18 protein-coding genes are annotated in these 15,408 nt (G+C 65.3%); 10 read left to right on the top strand and 8 right to left on the bottom strand.

Annotated elements, in window-relative coordinates; all coding sequences use genetic code 11:
* Positions 1-19 precede the first annotated feature (19 nt).
* Positions 20-844 carry a DUF817 domain-containing protein gene (locus tag AC1DJ5_RS04345; protein ID WP_477019807.1) on the bottom strand — a complete coding sequence of 275 codons (825 nt, stop codon included), beginning with the start codon at positions 842-844 and terminating at the stop codon, positions 20-22.
* A 201-nt stretch (positions 845-1,045) separates the two neighbouring features.
* On the opposite strand from AC1DJ5_RS04345, the gene AC1DJ5_RS04350 reads away from it, so the two are divergent.
* The gene (locus tag AC1DJ5_RS04350) at positions 1,046-2,083 is read left to right on the top strand and encodes a hypothetical protein (protein WP_441455977.1); all 1,038 of its coding nucleotides are present in this window, start codon (positions 1,046-1,048) and stop codon (positions 2,081-2,083) included.
* Between the two features lie 26 nt (positions 2,084-2,109).
* On the opposite strand, the gene queF is transcribed toward AC1DJ5_RS04350, so the two are convergent.
* Positions 2,110-2,571, bottom strand: a complete 462-nt coding sequence (gene queF / locus AC1DJ5_RS04355) for a preQ(1) synthase (protein WP_178828914.1) — start codon at positions 2,569-2,571, stop codon at positions 2,110-2,112.
* Between the two features lie 275 nt (positions 2,572-2,846).
* Here queF and AC1DJ5_RS04360 point away from each other — a divergent pair, with 275 nt between their 5' ends.
* The 6 genes from AC1DJ5_RS04360 (at position 2,847) to AC1DJ5_RS04385 (ending at position 6,022) form a co-directional block, all read left to right on the top strand.
* Positions 2,847-3,773, top strand: coding sequence for an NAD(P)H-dependent flavin oxidoreductase (locus AC1DJ5_RS04360; RefSeq protein WP_441455978.1), 927 nt, complete (start codon positions 2,847-2,849; stop codon positions 3,771-3,773).
* A 30-nt stretch (positions 3,774-3,803) separates the two neighbouring features.
* Entirely contained in the window at positions 3,804-4,499 is a 696-nt protein-coding gene (locus tag AC1DJ5_RS04365; RefSeq protein ID WP_441455979.1) for a TorF family putative porin, read from the top strand.
* 53 nt (positions 4,500-4,552) lie between these two features.
* Positions 4,553-4,783 (top strand): CRISPR-associated endonuclease Cas2, encoded by a 231-nt coding sequence (locus AC1DJ5_RS04370; protein WP_441455980.1) that lies wholly within the window; start codon positions 4,553-4,555, stop codon positions 4,781-4,783.
* Positions 4,784-4,954: 171 nt separating this feature from the next.
* Positions 4,955-5,167, top strand: coding sequence for a cold-shock protein (locus AC1DJ5_RS04375; RefSeq protein ID WP_003167329.1), 213 nt, complete (start codon positions 4,955-4,957; stop codon positions 5,165-5,167).
* A 279-nt stretch (positions 5,168-5,446) separates the two neighbouring features.
* Positions 5,447-5,659 (top strand): cold-shock protein, encoded by a 213-nt coding sequence (locus tag AC1DJ5_RS04380; protein ID WP_114816421.1) that lies wholly within the window; start codon positions 5,447-5,449, stop codon positions 5,657-5,659.
* 102 nt (positions 5,660-5,761) lie between these two features.
* Positions 5,762-6,022: a hypothetical protein gene (locus tag AC1DJ5_RS04385; protein ID WP_441455981.1), complete on the top strand. Its 261-nt coding sequence runs from the start codon at positions 5,762-5,764 to the stop codon at positions 6,020-6,022.
* Positions 6,023-6,029: 7 nt separating this feature from the next.
* Here the strand turns inward: AC1DJ5_RS04385 and AC1DJ5_RS04390 are convergent, their stop codons facing one another.
* The 3 genes from AC1DJ5_RS04390 to AC1DJ5_RS04400 are packed head-to-tail and all read right to left on the bottom strand — an operon-like array spanning position 6,030 to position 9,350.
* On the bottom strand, positions 6,030-7,193 hold the full coding sequence (locus AC1DJ5_RS04390) for a cystathionine gamma-synthase (RefSeq protein WP_477019808.1): 1,164 nt from the start codon (positions 7,191-7,193) through the stop codon (positions 6,030-6,032).
* Complete coding sequence (locus AC1DJ5_RS04395; RefSeq protein WP_477019809.1) at positions 7,190-7,942, bottom strand: alpha/beta hydrolase family protein; 753 nt, start codon at positions 7,940-7,942, stop codon at positions 7,190-7,192. The genes AC1DJ5_RS04390 and AC1DJ5_RS04395 overlap by 4 nt, the downstream gene beginning before the upstream one ends.
* A 4-nt stretch (positions 7,943-7,946) precedes the next feature.
* Complete coding sequence (locus AC1DJ5_RS04400) at positions 7,947-9,350, bottom strand: pyridoxal-phosphate dependent enzyme (protein WP_477019810.1); 1,404 nt, start codon at positions 9,348-9,350, stop codon at positions 7,947-7,949.
* 114 nt (positions 9,351-9,464) lie between these two features.
* On the opposite strand from AC1DJ5_RS04400, the gene rnr reads away from it, so the two are divergent.
* On the top strand, positions 9,465-11,780 hold the full coding sequence (gene rnr / locus AC1DJ5_RS04405; protein ID WP_477019811.1) for a ribonuclease R: 2,316 nt from the start codon (positions 9,465-9,467) through the stop codon (positions 11,778-11,780).
* A gap of 142 nt (positions 11,781-11,922) precedes the next feature.
* Entirely contained in the window at positions 11,923-12,627 is a 705-nt protein-coding gene (locus AC1DJ5_RS04410; RefSeq protein WP_477019812.1) for an NUDIX hydrolase, read from the top strand.
* Positions 12,628-12,647: 20 nt separating this feature from the next.
* On the opposite strand, the gene AC1DJ5_RS04415 is transcribed toward AC1DJ5_RS04410, so the two are convergent.
* Positions 12,648-13,205, bottom strand: a complete 558-nt coding sequence (locus tag AC1DJ5_RS04415; RefSeq protein ID WP_477019813.1) for a hypothetical protein — start codon at positions 13,203-13,205, stop codon at positions 12,648-12,650.
* A 135-nt stretch (positions 13,206-13,340) separates the two neighbouring features.
* On the opposite strand from AC1DJ5_RS04415, the gene rpmG reads away from it, so the two are divergent.
* Entirely contained in the window at positions 13,341-13,508 is a 168-nt protein-coding gene (gene rpmG, locus AC1DJ5_RS04420) for a 50S ribosomal protein L33 (RefSeq protein ID WP_003164451.1), read from the top strand.
* 101 nt (positions 13,509-13,609) lie between these two features.
* Here the strand turns inward: rpmG and AC1DJ5_RS04425 are convergent, their stop codons facing one another.
* Both AC1DJ5_RS04425 and AC1DJ5_RS04430 read right to left on the bottom strand, forming a co-directional pair.
* Complete coding sequence (locus AC1DJ5_RS04425) at positions 13,610-14,974, bottom strand: PleD family two-component system response regulator (protein ID WP_441455988.1); 1,365 nt, start codon at positions 14,972-14,974, stop codon at positions 13,610-13,612.
* A 6-nt stretch (positions 14,975-14,980) separates the two neighbouring features.
* On the bottom strand, positions 14,981-15,346 hold the full coding sequence (locus AC1DJ5_RS04430; RefSeq protein WP_441456067.1) for a response regulator: 366 nt from the start codon (positions 15,344-15,346) through the stop codon (positions 14,981-14,983).
* Positions 15,347-15,408: the final 62 nt, after the last annotated feature.

Raw genomic sequence — 15,408 nt, forward strand, 5'->3', positions numbered from 1 at the left:
GCAAGGGGAGAAGGACGCCCTACCTCGCCTCCGCCTCCGGCCGATGCACGATCGACACCAGCACCACCGAAATAATCATCAGCAAAAACCACGCCCCCAGCTTGTTCAGGCTGACCATCTCCCACCCGCTCTCCTGCCCCGGATAGACCCAGGCCCGCGCGAACGTCCCCAGGTTCACGGCGAACCAGATGAACAGGGCCACCAGCCCAAAGCCCAGCAGCAGCGGCATCGACCGCCGCCGCCGGTCTGCGGTGAACCAGAACCAGCCCCGCCCGAACAGCAGCACGGTGGCCGCAAACAGCGCGATCCGCACATCCGGCAGCCAGTGATGGGCGAAGAAGTTGACATAGATCGCCGCCGCCAGAACCCACGTCGTCCACAGCGGCGGATAGTGCCTCACCCGGATATGGAAGATGCGCTGCACCCGCGCGATATAGCTGCCCACCGCCGCATACATGAAGCCCGAGAACAGCGGCACCGCCCCGATCCGCAGCAGCGAGTCCTCAGGGTAGAGCCACGACCCGTGCCAGGTCTTGAACAGCTCCATGATCGTCCCGGCGACATGGAACAGGAAGATGACCCGCGCCTCCTCCCAGCTCTCCAGCCGGAAGGCCAGCATCAGCCCCTGTATCCCCAGCGCCCCGATGACCAGAACGTCATAGCGCGCCACCGGCGCCCCGCCCTCAGGCCACAGGACCGGCCACAGCAGATGCGTCCCGACCAGCAGCACCAGCATGGCCCCGCCGAACAGACAGGCCCACCCCTGCTTCAGCCCGAACCACAGGAACTCATAGGCATACCCCCGCCACCGCCCCCGATCCGCCCACGCCTCCGCGTGGGTCATCAGCCGACGGCCCCAGGCTTCGAGCGGGAGACGGGGGGATGGGGTCATGAGAGGAGGTTAGCAGCAGCCCAATCGGACACCATGCCCCCTACGACATCCGGCGCGCGAAGGGGCGAACATCCGCGAGACAGATTGAGAACTTGACGTTCGTCGAACGGACACCATCTGCAAGATGCAAGCTTGACTAATGGGGGTATGGCAATGGGTAAAAAGCGTTTTCCGTGGAAGAGCAACTTCTTGAAAATCCCACCGAAGGTGCGGACCGATCTTGAGAAGGTCGACGGCGACCTAATCGCAGTCGCGGCTGTAAAGTCAGTTCGCGTCGCTGATATCAATAGCGGCCTCTACAGCCACCTGGGCCTAAATGTCGACTTGCTAGACGATGCCATCGTAACTGACGGCCCCAAGCAGCCTGTCGAAGATGCAGGCAAGTGGTCTTACCGGAACGCCCGAGGCTGGGAACGCAAACGCCGAGACCTCCCCATGGTCTCTAAGAGCTTCGTATGGGAAACGCCAAACTTCGGTGACGCGTCAACGTACGGAACGCACACCCACTACCAAAGCAGGCAGGTCTATCAGAATCAAGTCTTCGAGCCTCAGGGCATGGAGATTGAGCCAACGATCTTATCTCAAACGACTGGCGACTACGTCTTAGTCAAGTTCGCACTTACACCTCTGCTGAGCCGTAGCCAGCCGGAGTTCGAACTAATGCTTCTCTGGGCGCTAAACGTGCTGCAGGAGAACACCGGGGTTACGGGTATATTTTCCACCACCGCCAGCAAAGACGATTTTATTCGCACCATAGAGCTCGACTGGGACATATTCCCACCAGGAACAATTGATGATGTCGTCGCATGGTTTTCTTCAAAGCCGAGCAAAGCATCTAAAGCACCAGACTTCGAAAAACATCTTCGAGATCGAACCTCTGCCTTTAGCAAGCTGAAGCCCGAGTCCTACATTCGAGGATCAGGACAATTTGGATCTTATTTCGGTGCCAAGTTCGCCGAAGACCTAGTAGTTTTCGAAAACCTCAGATACGGGAACGCGCTATACATCCTCTATGATGACTGGGACGAAATCTCGAAGCGTTCGCGCCTCGACCTCCTACGAGATCATGACGCTAAATTCGATCGTGTCGTCCACACGTCGGATTGGCAGCTTCAATTCAACAAGATCATGAAGGAAGAACTTGCCGCCCGACGGCGAGGCAAAGGTCGACGCTCCCCTCCGCGCACCTAGGCCACCTGCTTGGCTGCATACGCCCCTCACCCCCGCCCGCGATAGGTCGCGACGCCTTGATCCGGCAGCCAGACGCCTTCGATGGGCGCGCCGGTTTGCCAGAAGACGTCGATGGGGATGCCGCCGCGCGGGTACCAGTAGCCGCCGATGCGCAGCCATTTCGGTTGCAGCAGGTCGGCCAGGCGCTTGCCGATGGCGACGGTGCAGTCCTCGTGGAAGGCGCCGTGGTTGCGGAAGCTGGTCAGGTACATCTTCAGGCTCTTGGACTCGACCAGCCAGTCGCCGGGCACATAGTCGATGACGATGTGGGCGAAGTCGGGCTGGCCCGTCACCGGGCACAGGCTGGTGAACTCGGGCGCGGTGAAGCGCGCGACATACAGGGTGTCGGCGTGCGGATTGGGCACGCGTTCCAGCACCGCCTCTTCCGGGTTGGTCGGGGCGGCGGTCTGGGCGCCGAGCTGGGACAGGCTGTCGGTATAGTGCGTCATGCCCGCCATTTAGGCGTTCGCCCCGCCAAAGAAAATCCTCGCCCCGCGCGGGCGTTTCGACAATCGACCTGGCGCCCCTGCTGGCCGTGGTAGAATGCGGCTCGCGGACGGATGGGCCTGAGGGGGATTTCAGACGATTCAGACGAATTGGACTCTGTTTTTTCGGCGCGCCCTCTTCAATCGTCCTTCTCCCCTCGTGGGAGAAGGGTGATGGATGCATTGCCTTCCCCCGCGACAGCCGTCTAGCGTAGCCAAAAGCAACCCAGGAGACGCCCGTGGCCATTCCCGCTTCCTTGCAGTCCGGCCTCAAGCTGCCGGTCATCGCGGCCCCCATGTTCCTGGTCTCGGGGCCGGATCTGGTGGTCGAGACCTGCAATGCGGGCGCGATCGGCACCTTCCCCTCGCTGAACCAGCGCACGACCGAGGGCTATCGCGACTGGGTTCAGGAGATCAAGTCGCGGTTGAAGCCCGACGCCGCCGCCTTTGGCGTCAACCACATCGTCCATCCGACCAACCCGCGCCTGATGGCCGACATGATGGTCTCGGTCGAAGAAAAAGTGCCGCTGATCATCACCTCGCTCGGCGCGGTGCGCGACGTGGTGGATGCGGTGCACGGCTACGGCGGCGTGGTCTTCCACGACATCGCCAATGTCCGCCATGCGAGAAAGGCCGCCGAGGCCGGGGTCGACGGCCTGATCCTGGTCGCCAACGGCGCCGGCGGCCACGCGGGCGTGGTCAATTCCTTCGCCCTGATCAACGAGGTGCGCAGCTTCTATGAAGGGACCATCATCCTGGCGGGCTGCATCTCGACGGGTCAGGACGTGGCGGCGGCGCTGATGATGGGCGCCGACTTCGCCTATATGGGCACCCGCTTCATCGCCACGACCGAAAGCGCGGCCCAGCCCCACTACAAGGACTTGATCGTCGCCTCCGGCTCCGCCGACATCACCTATACGCCCGCCGTCTCGGGCATCCCCGCCAACTTCCTGACCCCCTCCCTGGTCGAGAACAAGATCGACCCCGCTTCCCTGCCCGCGCACAAGCTGGACATGGGCGAGGAAGCCAAGGCGTGGAAGACCGTCTGGTCCGCAGGCCAAGGTTCCGGATCCGTGCACGACATCCCCTCCGCGGCCCAGCTTGTCGCGCGGTTGACGGATGAATTTTCGCAAGCCTGTGACAAATTCGATAAGAAGCGTCTCTAGAGGCAGGCTCGTCGCTTTCACGAGGCCCTCATGCTCCGCACCCTGACGAACGCCGCCCTTCTCGCCGCCACCCCCCTGGTCCTGCTGGCCTCCACGGCCCATGCGCAGGACGCGGGCAAGTGGTCCTTCTCCGCCGGTGCGGCGACGGACAACCGCTCCAAGGACGCCTCCAAGTCCGACGGCGATCCCTTCGTCTTCGGGACGGCGGAATGGGAGAGCGCCAGCGGCCTGTTCTACGGTTCAGGCGGCCTGGAAACCATCGACGGCGGCGGCTCCAAGCTGGAGAACGAACTGGCCGTGGGCGTCCGCCCCGAGTTCGCCGGCTTCGACTTCGACCTGAGCGTCGCCCACAAGTACCGCATCGGCGCCGACGACGGCTATGACGCCGACGCCTGGGAATTCACCGCCGACATGAAGCGGTCGATCGGCCCGGCCAGCGCCCGTCTGCGGCTGCAGTACTCGCCCGACGGCACCGGCTCGACCAAGGCCTGGACCTGGGTCGCCGTGCGTGGCGGCTGGGACTTCACGGACAAGCTGAACGTCTCGGCCGAGATCGGCCGCCGTGAGCAGAACAACGCCATCGACTACACCGGCTGGAACGTCGGCGGCAGCTACGCCCTGACCCCGAAGATGGATCTGGAGCTGCGCTACTACGACACCGACGCCGATGTTCCGGGCGAGCAGTACCGCTCGGCCCTGGTGGCGGGCGTCAGCTACGCCTTCTGAGTTCCTGACCGATCAGCGGTGGTCAATCGGCGGAAAGTCCCTACGTTAAGGGCATGACTTTCCGCCCCACCACCCTAGAGCGTGCGTATCAGTTGGCTGAAAGCGGCGCTTGCCGGACGGTCAGCGACGTCAAACAGGCCCTTCAGAGCGAGGGCTATGACCGCATTCAGGACAGCCTCTACGGCGGCACGATCACCGCCGCCCTGCGCAAACGCTGCCAGGAGAATTTCGTCGGCGGCGCCGAAGATTCAGCCGCGGTCGAAGTCGAGGAAGAAGACGCCTGAAACCTAGGGGCTTGCGTTGGACGCGATTGCCGTCCATTTTACCCCTCGTCGATCTCTCTGCGTAACGCTCCTGCCCCTTTGCTATGCGCACCGAGGACTAAGCCGATCCATTCAGACCCGACAGGCCCAAGGGATGTTCCCCGAGGCCAACGACTAGCGGAGGTCCTGAAAATGGCTACCGGCACTGTGAAATGGTTTAACTCCACCAAGGGCTACGGCTTCATCCAACCGGATGACGGCGGCAAGGACGTGTTCGTGCACATCTCGGCTGTCGAAGCTGCCGGCCTGCGTGGCCTCGACGAGAACCAAAAGGTCTCGTACGAAATCGAGCGCGACCGTCGCTCGGGCAAGGAATCGGCCGGTCAACTGAAGACCGAAGGCTGATTTCTCGCGCCGTTCATTCGGCGCGGATTTCTAACGGCGGCGACGGCTTCGGCTGTCGCCGCCGTTTTCGTTTGGGGCATGCGCCAAGGCCTCTCCAAGGCCTTTTTGCCTCCTGCCCTTGCTAATGGCCGGCAAAGCGCCCACCTCTATCTTGTCGATCTCTCTGCGAAACGCTGCTGCCCCTTTGCATCGCGCACCGAGGTCCAAAGCCGATCCATTCAGACCCGACAGGCCACCAGGATATCCTTCCTGCGGCCACTCAAACGGGGAGTCCTGAAAATGGCTACCGGCACTGTCAAATGGTACAATTCCACCAAGGGCTACGGCTTCGTCCAGCCTGACGACGGCGGCAAGGACGTCTTCGTCCACGCCACGGCCGTCGAGGCTTCTTCGCTCGGCATGCTGAACGAAGGCCAGAAGATCTCCTACGAAATCGAACGCGACAGCCGCAGCGGCAAAGAGTCCGCTGGCCGTCTTCAGGCTGCTGACTAATCTCAGCACCTGATCGGCGGCTGAAAAGTCGCCGAACTCGCTTTCTATTCGCTGAGGGGCCGGTCGCATGCGCGCCGGCCCTGACGCCATCTGGAGACGCCCATGACTTCCCTGGCCGATAGAATTCCGACCCTGACCGAAACCGACCTCAAGGCCCTGCGCGCCAACGCCGCTCGCCTCGCGGAAACCGGCTCACCGGTTCAGGTCGCTTCCGCGTCCGAAATCATTCCGCTGATCGACGCCCGTCTGGCCGAAATCGCTGCAGCGCCCAAGGCTACGGTCGTGCGCAAGCGCGCAGCCCCCAAGAAGAAGCTGCCGCCCGCGACCGGCCACCAGACCGCCCTGCCCCCCAAGACGGCCTGATCGGCCTTCAGCTCAAGGCCTGATCCAGATCGGCGATCAGGTCTTCCACGTCCTCGACCCCGACCGATAGACGGATCAGGTTATCAGTGACGCCGCCGGCCTCGCGCACCTCTTTCGGCACGCTGGCGTGGGTCATGATCGCCGGGTGGTTCACCAGGCTTTCGACCCCGCCCAGCGACTCCGCCAGGGTGAAGACGCGGACCCGCTCCAACACCCGTTTGGTCTGCTCCAGATCGCCGTCGATCAGCACCGTGACCATGCCGCCGAAGCGGCCGTTCATCTGGCGCGCAGCCAGATCGTGCTGCGGGTGGCTGATCAGGCCCGGATAGATGACCTTGGCGACGCCGGCGCGGTCTTCCAGCCAGCGCGCCACGGCCATGGCGTTCTCATTGTGCGCCTTCATGCGCAGGCCCAGCGTCTTTAGCCCCCGGTTGGCCAGGAAGGCGTCGAACGGCCCCATGATCCCGCCGATCGAGTTCTGCAGGAACTTCAGTTGGGCCGCCATCTCGGCATCCTTGGCCACCAGAACGCCGGCGACGATGTCGGAGTGGCCGTTCAGGTACTTGGTCGCCGAATGCATGACCACGTCCGCGCCCAAGGCCAGCGGCTGCTGGCTCCACGGCGTGGCGAAGGTGTTGTCGACTACCAGGATCAGCTTGTGCGCCTTGGCGATTTTCGACAGGGCCTCGATGTCGGCCAGCTTCATCATCGGATTGGTCGGGGTCTCGACCCACAGCATCCGCGTCTTGTCGGTGATCGCCGCCTCGACCGCCTTCAGGTCGCTGAGATCGACATAGGCGAAGTCCAGCCCCATCGAGCGCCGCCGCACCCGCTCGAACAGCCGCCACGAGCCGCCGTACAGGTCGTCGCCGGTGACGATGTGCGACCCGGCGTCCAGCAGTTCCAGCGCCGTCGAGGTCGCCGCCATACCCGAGCCGAAGCCGAAGGCCTGAACCCCGCCCTCCAGATCGGCGATGCAGGCCTCGAACGCCTCGCGCGTCGGGTTCTTGCCGCGCGCATACTCATACCCCTTGTTCACGCCCGGGCTTTCCTGGGCGTAGGTCGAGGTGGCGTAGATCGGCGTCATCACCGCGCCCGTGGTCGGGTCGGGCTTCTGGCCCGCGTGGATGGCGCGGGTCGAGAAACCCTGGCTGTTCTTGAGCAAGCTCATGATCTTGTCCTGTCTCTGCGACGGCCGATGTTGCCGTCGAAATAGTCCGAGGACCGGGTGAACACCTCGGCCCATTGTTGTGCATTCAAAATATGTCCGGCGCCACGCAGCACCTGGACCCGCACCGGCACGTCGTGATCGCGGATGAAGCTGGCCCAGGCGGCGGTGTTGCCGGGCTTCACATGGGCGTCGTTCTCGGCCCGAATGATCAGAACCGGGATATGTCGTTGCGGATTTCGCGGCGTATAGACATCCACACCGCCAGCCAGACCAATCGCCGCCCCCGCGTGACCGCCCCCCAGAGCGCCGTCCACCGCGACGTAGGAACCCAGGGAATAGCCGAACAGGCCGATCCGCTCGGGCTCTACACCGGCTCGCGTCGCCAGCCAGTCGGCCCCGTCCAGCCCGACCCGCCGCCAGGCCGCCATGACCGGCGGCGGCCGTCGACCATCGTCCGGGGCTGCGTCGACGAATAGGGGCGTCATCACGGCGTAGCCGTCCCCGGCAAACCGCAGCGCCAGTTCATGCCAGGGTCCGGCGCTTCGTATCCGGGCTCCCGCCCCATGCATCATGACGACCCCCGAGCCCCGCGCGTCGCCCTGAGCGGGGTAATAGATGGCGCGGATCGACTTGCCGCCGCTGTCGAAGGCCACGCCCTCGAAGGGCGCGGCCTGCGCCAAGACGCCGCCGCCTAACGTCGCCAGAGCGACGCCGCCCAGCCCGCCCAGCCCTGCGCGCCGGGTCAGCATGGCCCTACCGGTTCAGGCTGAGGTGGTTGATCAGGTCGGTGCGGGCGATCAGGCCGACGAAGGTCTCGCCGTCCAGCACGATGGCCACCCGGTCGCGGTCGAAGATGGGGATCAGGGCGTCCAGCGATTCCTTGACCTGCAGCGCGTCCAGGTCGCGGGTCATGGCCGAGGACACCGGCATGGCGAAGCGCTCCTGACGGGTGATGTCGTCGGTGTTCATCGTGTGGACGATGTCGCTCTCGTCCAGAATGCCGACCAGGCGGCCGTCCTGAATGACCGGCAGCTGCGAGACGCCGTCCCCCTTCATCCGCTTGAAGGCGGTGTCCAGGGTGTCGTCTGGCCCGATCACGACCACGTCGCCATTAGCGTATTTTCGGGTGATTAGGTCCGACAGGTCGCCGTGCAGCTCGCGCTGGGTCAGGCCCTGATCAGCCAACCACGCGTCGTTGTAGACCTTGGACAGATACTTGGCGCCGGTGTCGCAGACGAAGGTCACGACCCGCTTCGGCTCGGTCTGTTCGCGGCACCAGCGCAGGGCTGTGGCGATCAGGGTGCCCGACGACGAGCCGGCCAGAATGCCTTCCTTCAGCAGCAGGTCGCGCACCGTGGCGATCGCCTCCGAGTCAGGGATCGAATAGGCCTTGTCGATCAGGTCAGGATCGGCGGTCTCGGGCATGAAGTTCTGGCCGATGCCTTCGACCGTATAGCTGCCGTCCGGACCAGCCACGCCTTCGTTGATCAGGCCCGCCAGGGCCGAACCGACCGGGTCGGCCAGGATGATCTCGGCGTCCGAGCCTTGCGCCTTCAGATAGCGGGCGATGCCGGTGATGGTGCCGCCCGAACCGATGCCGGCGACGAAGGCGTCGACCTTGCCCTCCATCTGCTCCCAGATCTCCGGCCCCGTCGTCTTGAAGTGGGCCTCGGAGTTGGCGTCGTTGGCGAACTGGTTGACGAAATAGCCGCCCGGAATCTGCTGGGCCAGGCGCTCGGCCATGTCGGTGTAGTACTCAGGGTGGCCGTGCGGCACGTCCGAACGGGTCAGGCGAACGTCGGCGCCCATGGCCCGCAGATGCTGGATCTTCTCCTTCGACATCTTGTCGGGGATGACCAGCAGGACCTTGTAGCCCTTCTGCTTGCCGACCAGCGTCAGGGCCAGACCGGTGTTGCCCGCGGTCGCTTCCACGATCGTGCCGCCGGGCTTCAGCCAGCCGGCTTCCTCGGCGGCCGCGATCATCGACAGGGCGATCCGATCCTTGATCGACCCTCCTGGGTTCTGGCTCTCCAGCTTCAGGAACAGGCGGCAGGGGCCGGTGTCGATCTTGGTCACCTCGACCATCGGCGTCTTGCCGATCAGGTCCAGCAGCGACCCCACGGGACGGGACAGGACGGGGGCGTCGGACATCGACATGCGGAAGGCTCCGAAAAGGGCGTGTTCAGGGGCGGAAGCTGGGCGTCGGCGCCCTCGCGGTCAACTCACGCAAGTTTTCACCCATTTGCCCCGAAGCGCATTACATAGGACGCAATGACCAAGACGCCCAAACGCCCCGCCGCGGGTCTGCCCGACAAAGACACCCTGATCGCCTTCCTGCGCGAAGCCGGCGAGGCCGAGAAGGCCGACATCGCCCGCGTCTTCGGCCTGAAAGGGATCGAACGCCGCCAACTGCGCGAAATGCTGAAGACGCTGGAGGCCGAAGGCGCCTTGGGCAAGCGCGGCCGCAAGGGCTTTGCCGAGGCCGGCGCCCTGCCCGCCGTGGGCGTGGTCGATGTCGTGGATCGCGACGCCGACGGCGAGCTCTACGTCGAACTGGTCAAGGCCGGCGAGGACGCGCCGCGCGCGCTTCTGCTGCCTGATCGCGAAGGCAAGACGCCCGCGCCCGGCCTGGGCGACCGACTGCTGGTCAAGTTTACGCAAGGCGCCGAGGGCTGGGAGGCCCGGCTGGTCAAGCGGCTGGACGCCGGGACCAACCGCGTCCTGGGCGTGATCCGCAAATCCGCCCGCGAAACCCGCGTCGAGCCGGTCGACAAGCGCTCCAAGGACGTTCTGCTGATCCCCAACGCCGTGGCGGGCGACCTGCGCGACGGCGATCTGGTGCTGGCCTCCATCGAAAAGGGCGATCACCGCTACGGACCCAAGCGCGGCAAGATTCTCGAGACCATCGGCCGCGAGGACGATCCCCGCGCCGCCTCCATCATCGCCATCCACGCCCACGGCCTGCCGACCGGCTTTTCCGAACAGGTGGAGCGCGAGGCCGATGATCAGGCCCTGCCGACGCTGAAGGGCCGCGAGGACCTGCGCGAGGTTCCCTTCATCACCATCGACCCGGCCGACGCGCGCGACCACGACGACGCCGTCTATGCTGAGCGCGATATGGACGCCAAGAACCCGGACGGCTGGATCGTCTGGGTCGCCATCGCCGATGTGGCGGCCTACGTCCGGCCCAACTCGGCGCTGGACCGCGAGGCGCGCGACAAGGGCAACTCGACCTACTTCCCCGACCGCGTCGAGCCGATGCTGCCGGAAGTCCTGTCCAACGGCCTGTGCAGCCTGAAGCAGGGCGAGAACCGCGCCTGCATGGCCGTGCGGATGATCTTCGACAAGGACGGCAAGAAGACCGGGCACAAGTTCGTGCGCGGCCTGATGCGGTCGCACGCCAAGCTCTCCTACGAGCAGGCCCAGAACGCCATCGACGGCCAGCAGGACGACGTGACGGGTCCGATCATGAACGCCATCCTCTATCCGCTGTGGAACGCCTATTCGACCATGCTGAAGGGCCGCAACCGCCGCAGCCCCCTGGCGATCGAAAGTCCCGAACGCAGGGTGGTGATGGACCCCGGCGGCGGCATCGCCGCCATCGAGCCGCGCAAGTCGCTCGAGGCCCATCGCCTGATCGAAGAGATGATGATCCAGGCCAACGTCTGCGCCGCCGAAACGCTGGAGAAGACGCGCACGCCGCTGATCTATCGCGTCCACGAAGCGCCTAGCCAGGAGAAGATCTTCAACCTGGCGGACTTCCTGCACACCATCGCCATGCCCTGGAACAAGGGCGAGCCGGCCAACACCAAGCGGTTCAACAAGCTGCTGGACGAGACCCGCGACGGCCCCCACGCCGAGGTCGTCAACGAGGTGGTGCTGCGCACCCAGATGCAGGCCGTCTATTCGCCGGACAACGTCGGCCACTTCGGCCTGCACCTGGACCGCTACGCCCACTTCACCTCGCCGATCCGGCGCTATTCCGACCTGATCGTTCACCGCGGCCTGATCCGAGGGCTGAACCTGGGCTCGGACGGGCTGACGGACCGCGAGATCGCCGAAATGACCGCCATTGCCGAGCAGGTCACGACCACCGAGCGCCGCTCCATGGCCGCCGAGCGCGACGCCATGGACCGCTACATCGCCGCCTTCCTGGAAGACCACGTCGGCGCGACCTTCAGCGGCCGGATCACCGGCGTCACCCGCTTCGGCCTGTTCGTGCGCCTGGACGAGACGGGAGCCGACGGCCTGGTGCCGGTTTCGACGCTCGGCAGCGAGTATTTCACCCACGACGACCGCGCCCACGCCCTGGTCGGCGAACGCACCGGCAAGCGGTTCACGCTGGGCCGTCGTGTCGAGGTCAAGCTGATGGAGGCCACGCCGGTCACCGGCGGCCTGGTGCTGGAAATGCTCTCCGAGCCTGACCCGCGCGACCCCAACGCCCCGGCCCCGCGCTACGGCATTCGCGGACGCGGTGGCGACGGCCCGCCCCAGCGCGGCAAGGGCCGCCCCGGCGGCCCCAAGCCCCGCAACGGCGTGAAGCCCTCCGGCGGACTGAAGGGGGTTCGGAAAGGCAAGCGGCGGTGACCCTTTCCTCCCGCCCATCCCGGCGGACGCCGGGATCCAGTTCTTTGGCTTTCAGACGCCGCGCGCGGATCATTGCCCAAGCAGGTGCGCCGCAGCGGGCCTGGCTCTCACTGGACCCCGGCGTCCGCCGGGGTGAGCGGATATGAGAGCGCCCTTCGACGCCGCTCAGGACCTGGCCGACGCCCCGCGCACGGGCGGCGGACAGCGGCCCAAGGATGCCGCCACCCTGATCCTGACGCGCGGCGGCGACCGGCCCGAGGTGCTGATGGGGCGTCGCGCGCCCGGTCATGTCTTCATGGCGTCGAAGTGGGTCTTTCCTGGCGGACGTATCGACCGTTCCGACTTCACCGCCGCCTCGACCGGCGACCTGTCCTCGGACGTGGCCCGGCGGCTGGAGGCCGAAATGCCGGCCCGCCGCGCCCGCGCCCTGGCCCTGACCGCCGTGCGCGAGACGTTCGAGGAGACCGGCCTGATCCTGGGCCGCCCCGCCCCTCCCGCCTCGGTCGCTGGACCCTGGCGCGAGTATCGTCAGGCGGGCGTCCTGCCCGACCTGTCGGTGCTGTCCTACGTGGCCCGCGCCGTGACCCCGCCGGGCCGCTCGCGCCGCTTCGACGCCCGCTTCTTCATGGCCCCGGTCGAGGCGCTGCGCGATCCCGACCGGATCAAGGGCTCAGGCGAACTGGACGAGATCGCCTGGCTGCCGCTGGCCGAGGCGCAGCGCCTGGACCTGCCCGCCATCACCCGCTTCGTCCTAGGCGAAATGGCCGAGCGGCTGGAGCATCCCAACCGCCCCCTGCCCTTCGTGCGCATGGTGCGGGGCCGCCACGTGGTCGAACATCGGGACTGACGGCCCGAGGCCCCCCGTCTTTACTGGGCGACCGGCTTCGTCAGGTCGAACTCGACGCGGAAATGGCGGCTGGGGCGACGCAGTTCATAGGCGAACATCTGCGCCGGATGGACTTCCATCGCCCAGGTGTTGGTGTTCGACACCGAGGCGTTGTTGGCGGTGAACAAGTCGATGGATTCCTGATCGACCGGGAATTCCTGCCGCTGGGCCGTGCCCGATCCCGCCGTGTCACCGCCATACCAGTGCAGGACGTCGGTCGTGCCGTCGTCGTGGCGGTGATCATGTTTCAACCGCAGCCCGGTGGCCGTGCGCGTCACCACCCAGGTACGCGACCGGTCCGCGCCGACCCAGAAGGGAATGCGAATCTCTTCGGCCGAACAATCGCGGACATGCATCAGCAGCCGCTGGCTGGCGAAATCCGAATCGGCGGCGTCGGTCGTCACCACCTTGCCCTCGAAGCGCTGGCCGCACAGGGCGCTCAGGTTCTTGAAGAAGGCGTCCTGTGGCGTCTCCGCCTGCGCGGCGGCGGGCAAGGACGACAGGGTCAGGGCGGCGGCCGCAAAGGCGATCGAGGTCATGGCTTTCATTCCGGCAGCCTAGCCGCTAGAAGCCATTCCTCAACGCGACATCGCGGGCGTTGACTTTGGTTCGCGCCTGAGTATGTTCCGCGCCTCTTGTTTCATGCGGCTTTCGCCGTCGCAAAGGTAATTCCGATGGCCAAACCGGCTTCCATCAAGATCCGCCTGAACTCCACCGCCGACACCGGCTTCTTCTACGTGACCAAGAAGAACGCCCGTACGATGACCGAAAAGATGGTCGTCAAGAAGTACGATCCGGTCGTGCGCAAGCACGTCGAGTTCAAGGAAGGCAAGATCAAGTAAGGGCTTAACCGCCCGGGCTTTTGGCTCGCTTGACTGCAGAATTCGAAACGCCCGGCTTTTGAGCCGGGCGTTTTTCGTTGCACGTTCAATAACTAAGCCGCTCAAGCCGCGCGGGCGACGACCTTGTTCCGGCCCGAAGCCTTGGCCTCATAGACCCCCTCGTCCGCCCGCTTCAGCAGGGCTTCGGGCGTATCGCCCTCGCCCGTCGTCGCCGCCACGCCGACAGAAACGGTGATGTTCAGAAGCTCGCGCCCGCCCAGGGCGCGGAACGGCGCCGCGCCCACGTCACGACGGATTCGCTCGGCGATTCGCCTGGCGTCCTCCAGCGTGGTGCCGGGCATGACCACGACGAACTCCTCGCCGCCGAATCGGCAGGGCAAATCCACCGCCCGGACATTGGTCGCCAAACGCACCGAGAACTCGCGCAGCACTTCATCGCCGGCGTCGTGGCCGAAGCCGTCGTTGACCGCCTTGAAGTGATCGATGTCCAGCACCAGCACGGCCAGCGGCTCGCCGCCGTTGTTGGCGCGCGCCACCAGGGCCTGAAGCTGGCTGGACATATAGCGGCGGTTGTGAAGTCCGGTCAGGGCGTCGGTGACGGCCATCTCGAGGCTGTAGTCCAGCTTTTCCCGGAGGAAGTCGCCGTAACGCTTGCGCCGCACTTGAGTGCGCACCCGCGCCGACAACTCTTCGGGATCGACAGGCCGGGTCAGGATGTCGTTGGCGCCCAGTTCCAGCGCCTTCAGAAGCCGAGGCCGGTCCTGCGAATCCACCAGGGCCAGAATCGGCAACCGCCGCGTCGGCTCCTTCGAGCGCGCCTGGGCGATCAGGCGCAGCCCGTCAAAGCCCTCGGACGTGACATTGACTATCATCAGATCGACCGGCCCCCGCGCCGCTTCCAGCGCCGCCTCGGGCGTCGATTCGATCAGGGGGCGGTGCTCGACCGCCAGTTCCTGCGCCACCTTGGCCGCCTGAAGCTCGTTGTCGTCGACGACCAGAACCCGCCCGCCGGAGCCCTTGAGCCGCGCCACGCCGGCCGTGTCGACGCCGACCCGCCGCCCGCTTTCCTCGCGCTCGCGCAGTTCGTCCATGACCATCTTCAGCCGGGTCAGGCTCTTGACCCGCGCCATCAGGATCACGTCGTCCAGCGGCTTGGTCAGGAAGTCGTCGGCGCCGGCTTCCAGGCCGCGAATACGATCATGTCGCCCGTCCAGCGCCGTGACCAGCACCACGGGGATATGTCGGGTCCGGGGGTCCTCCTTCAGACGGCGACAGGTTTCGAACCCGTCTAGGCCAGGCATCATGACATCCAGCAGGATCAGGTCCGGCTGTTCCGCCGTCGCCAGGGCGATGGCCGTCAACCCGTCGCTGCAGGTCAGGGCGTCGTAATATTCGATGGTCAGCTTGGCTTCGAGCAGTCGGACGTTGGTGTCGACGTCGTCCACGACCAGGATGCGCGCGCTCATGCGGCCCTACCCCAGATGCTTGCGGATTGTCTCGAGGAACGACACCACCGAGATGGGCTTGGAGATATAGGCCTCGCAACCACCCTGCCTGATCCGCTCCTCATCGCCCTTCATGGCGAAGGCGGTAACGGCGATGACGGGGATATGGTTCAGCTCTTCGTCGTCCTTGAGCCACTTGGTGACCTCAAGGCCGCTGATTTCCGGCAGTTGGATATCCATCAGGATCAGGTCGGGCCGGTGTTCGCGCGCGATGGCGAGCGCCTGCAGCCCTTCACGGGTCTGCAGGGTTTCGTAGCCCTGGGACTCGAGCAGATCATGAAAAAGCTTCATGTTCAGCTCGTTATCCTCGACGATGAGGACTTTCTTGGACATCCGCCACCCGGCTGTTTCGCCTCGAAATCGCGCACCTGCGATGGGCTTTTCGCCTTCTTCGT

The sequence above is a fragment of the Brevundimonas sp. 01N35 genome (genome assembly GCF_056399785.1).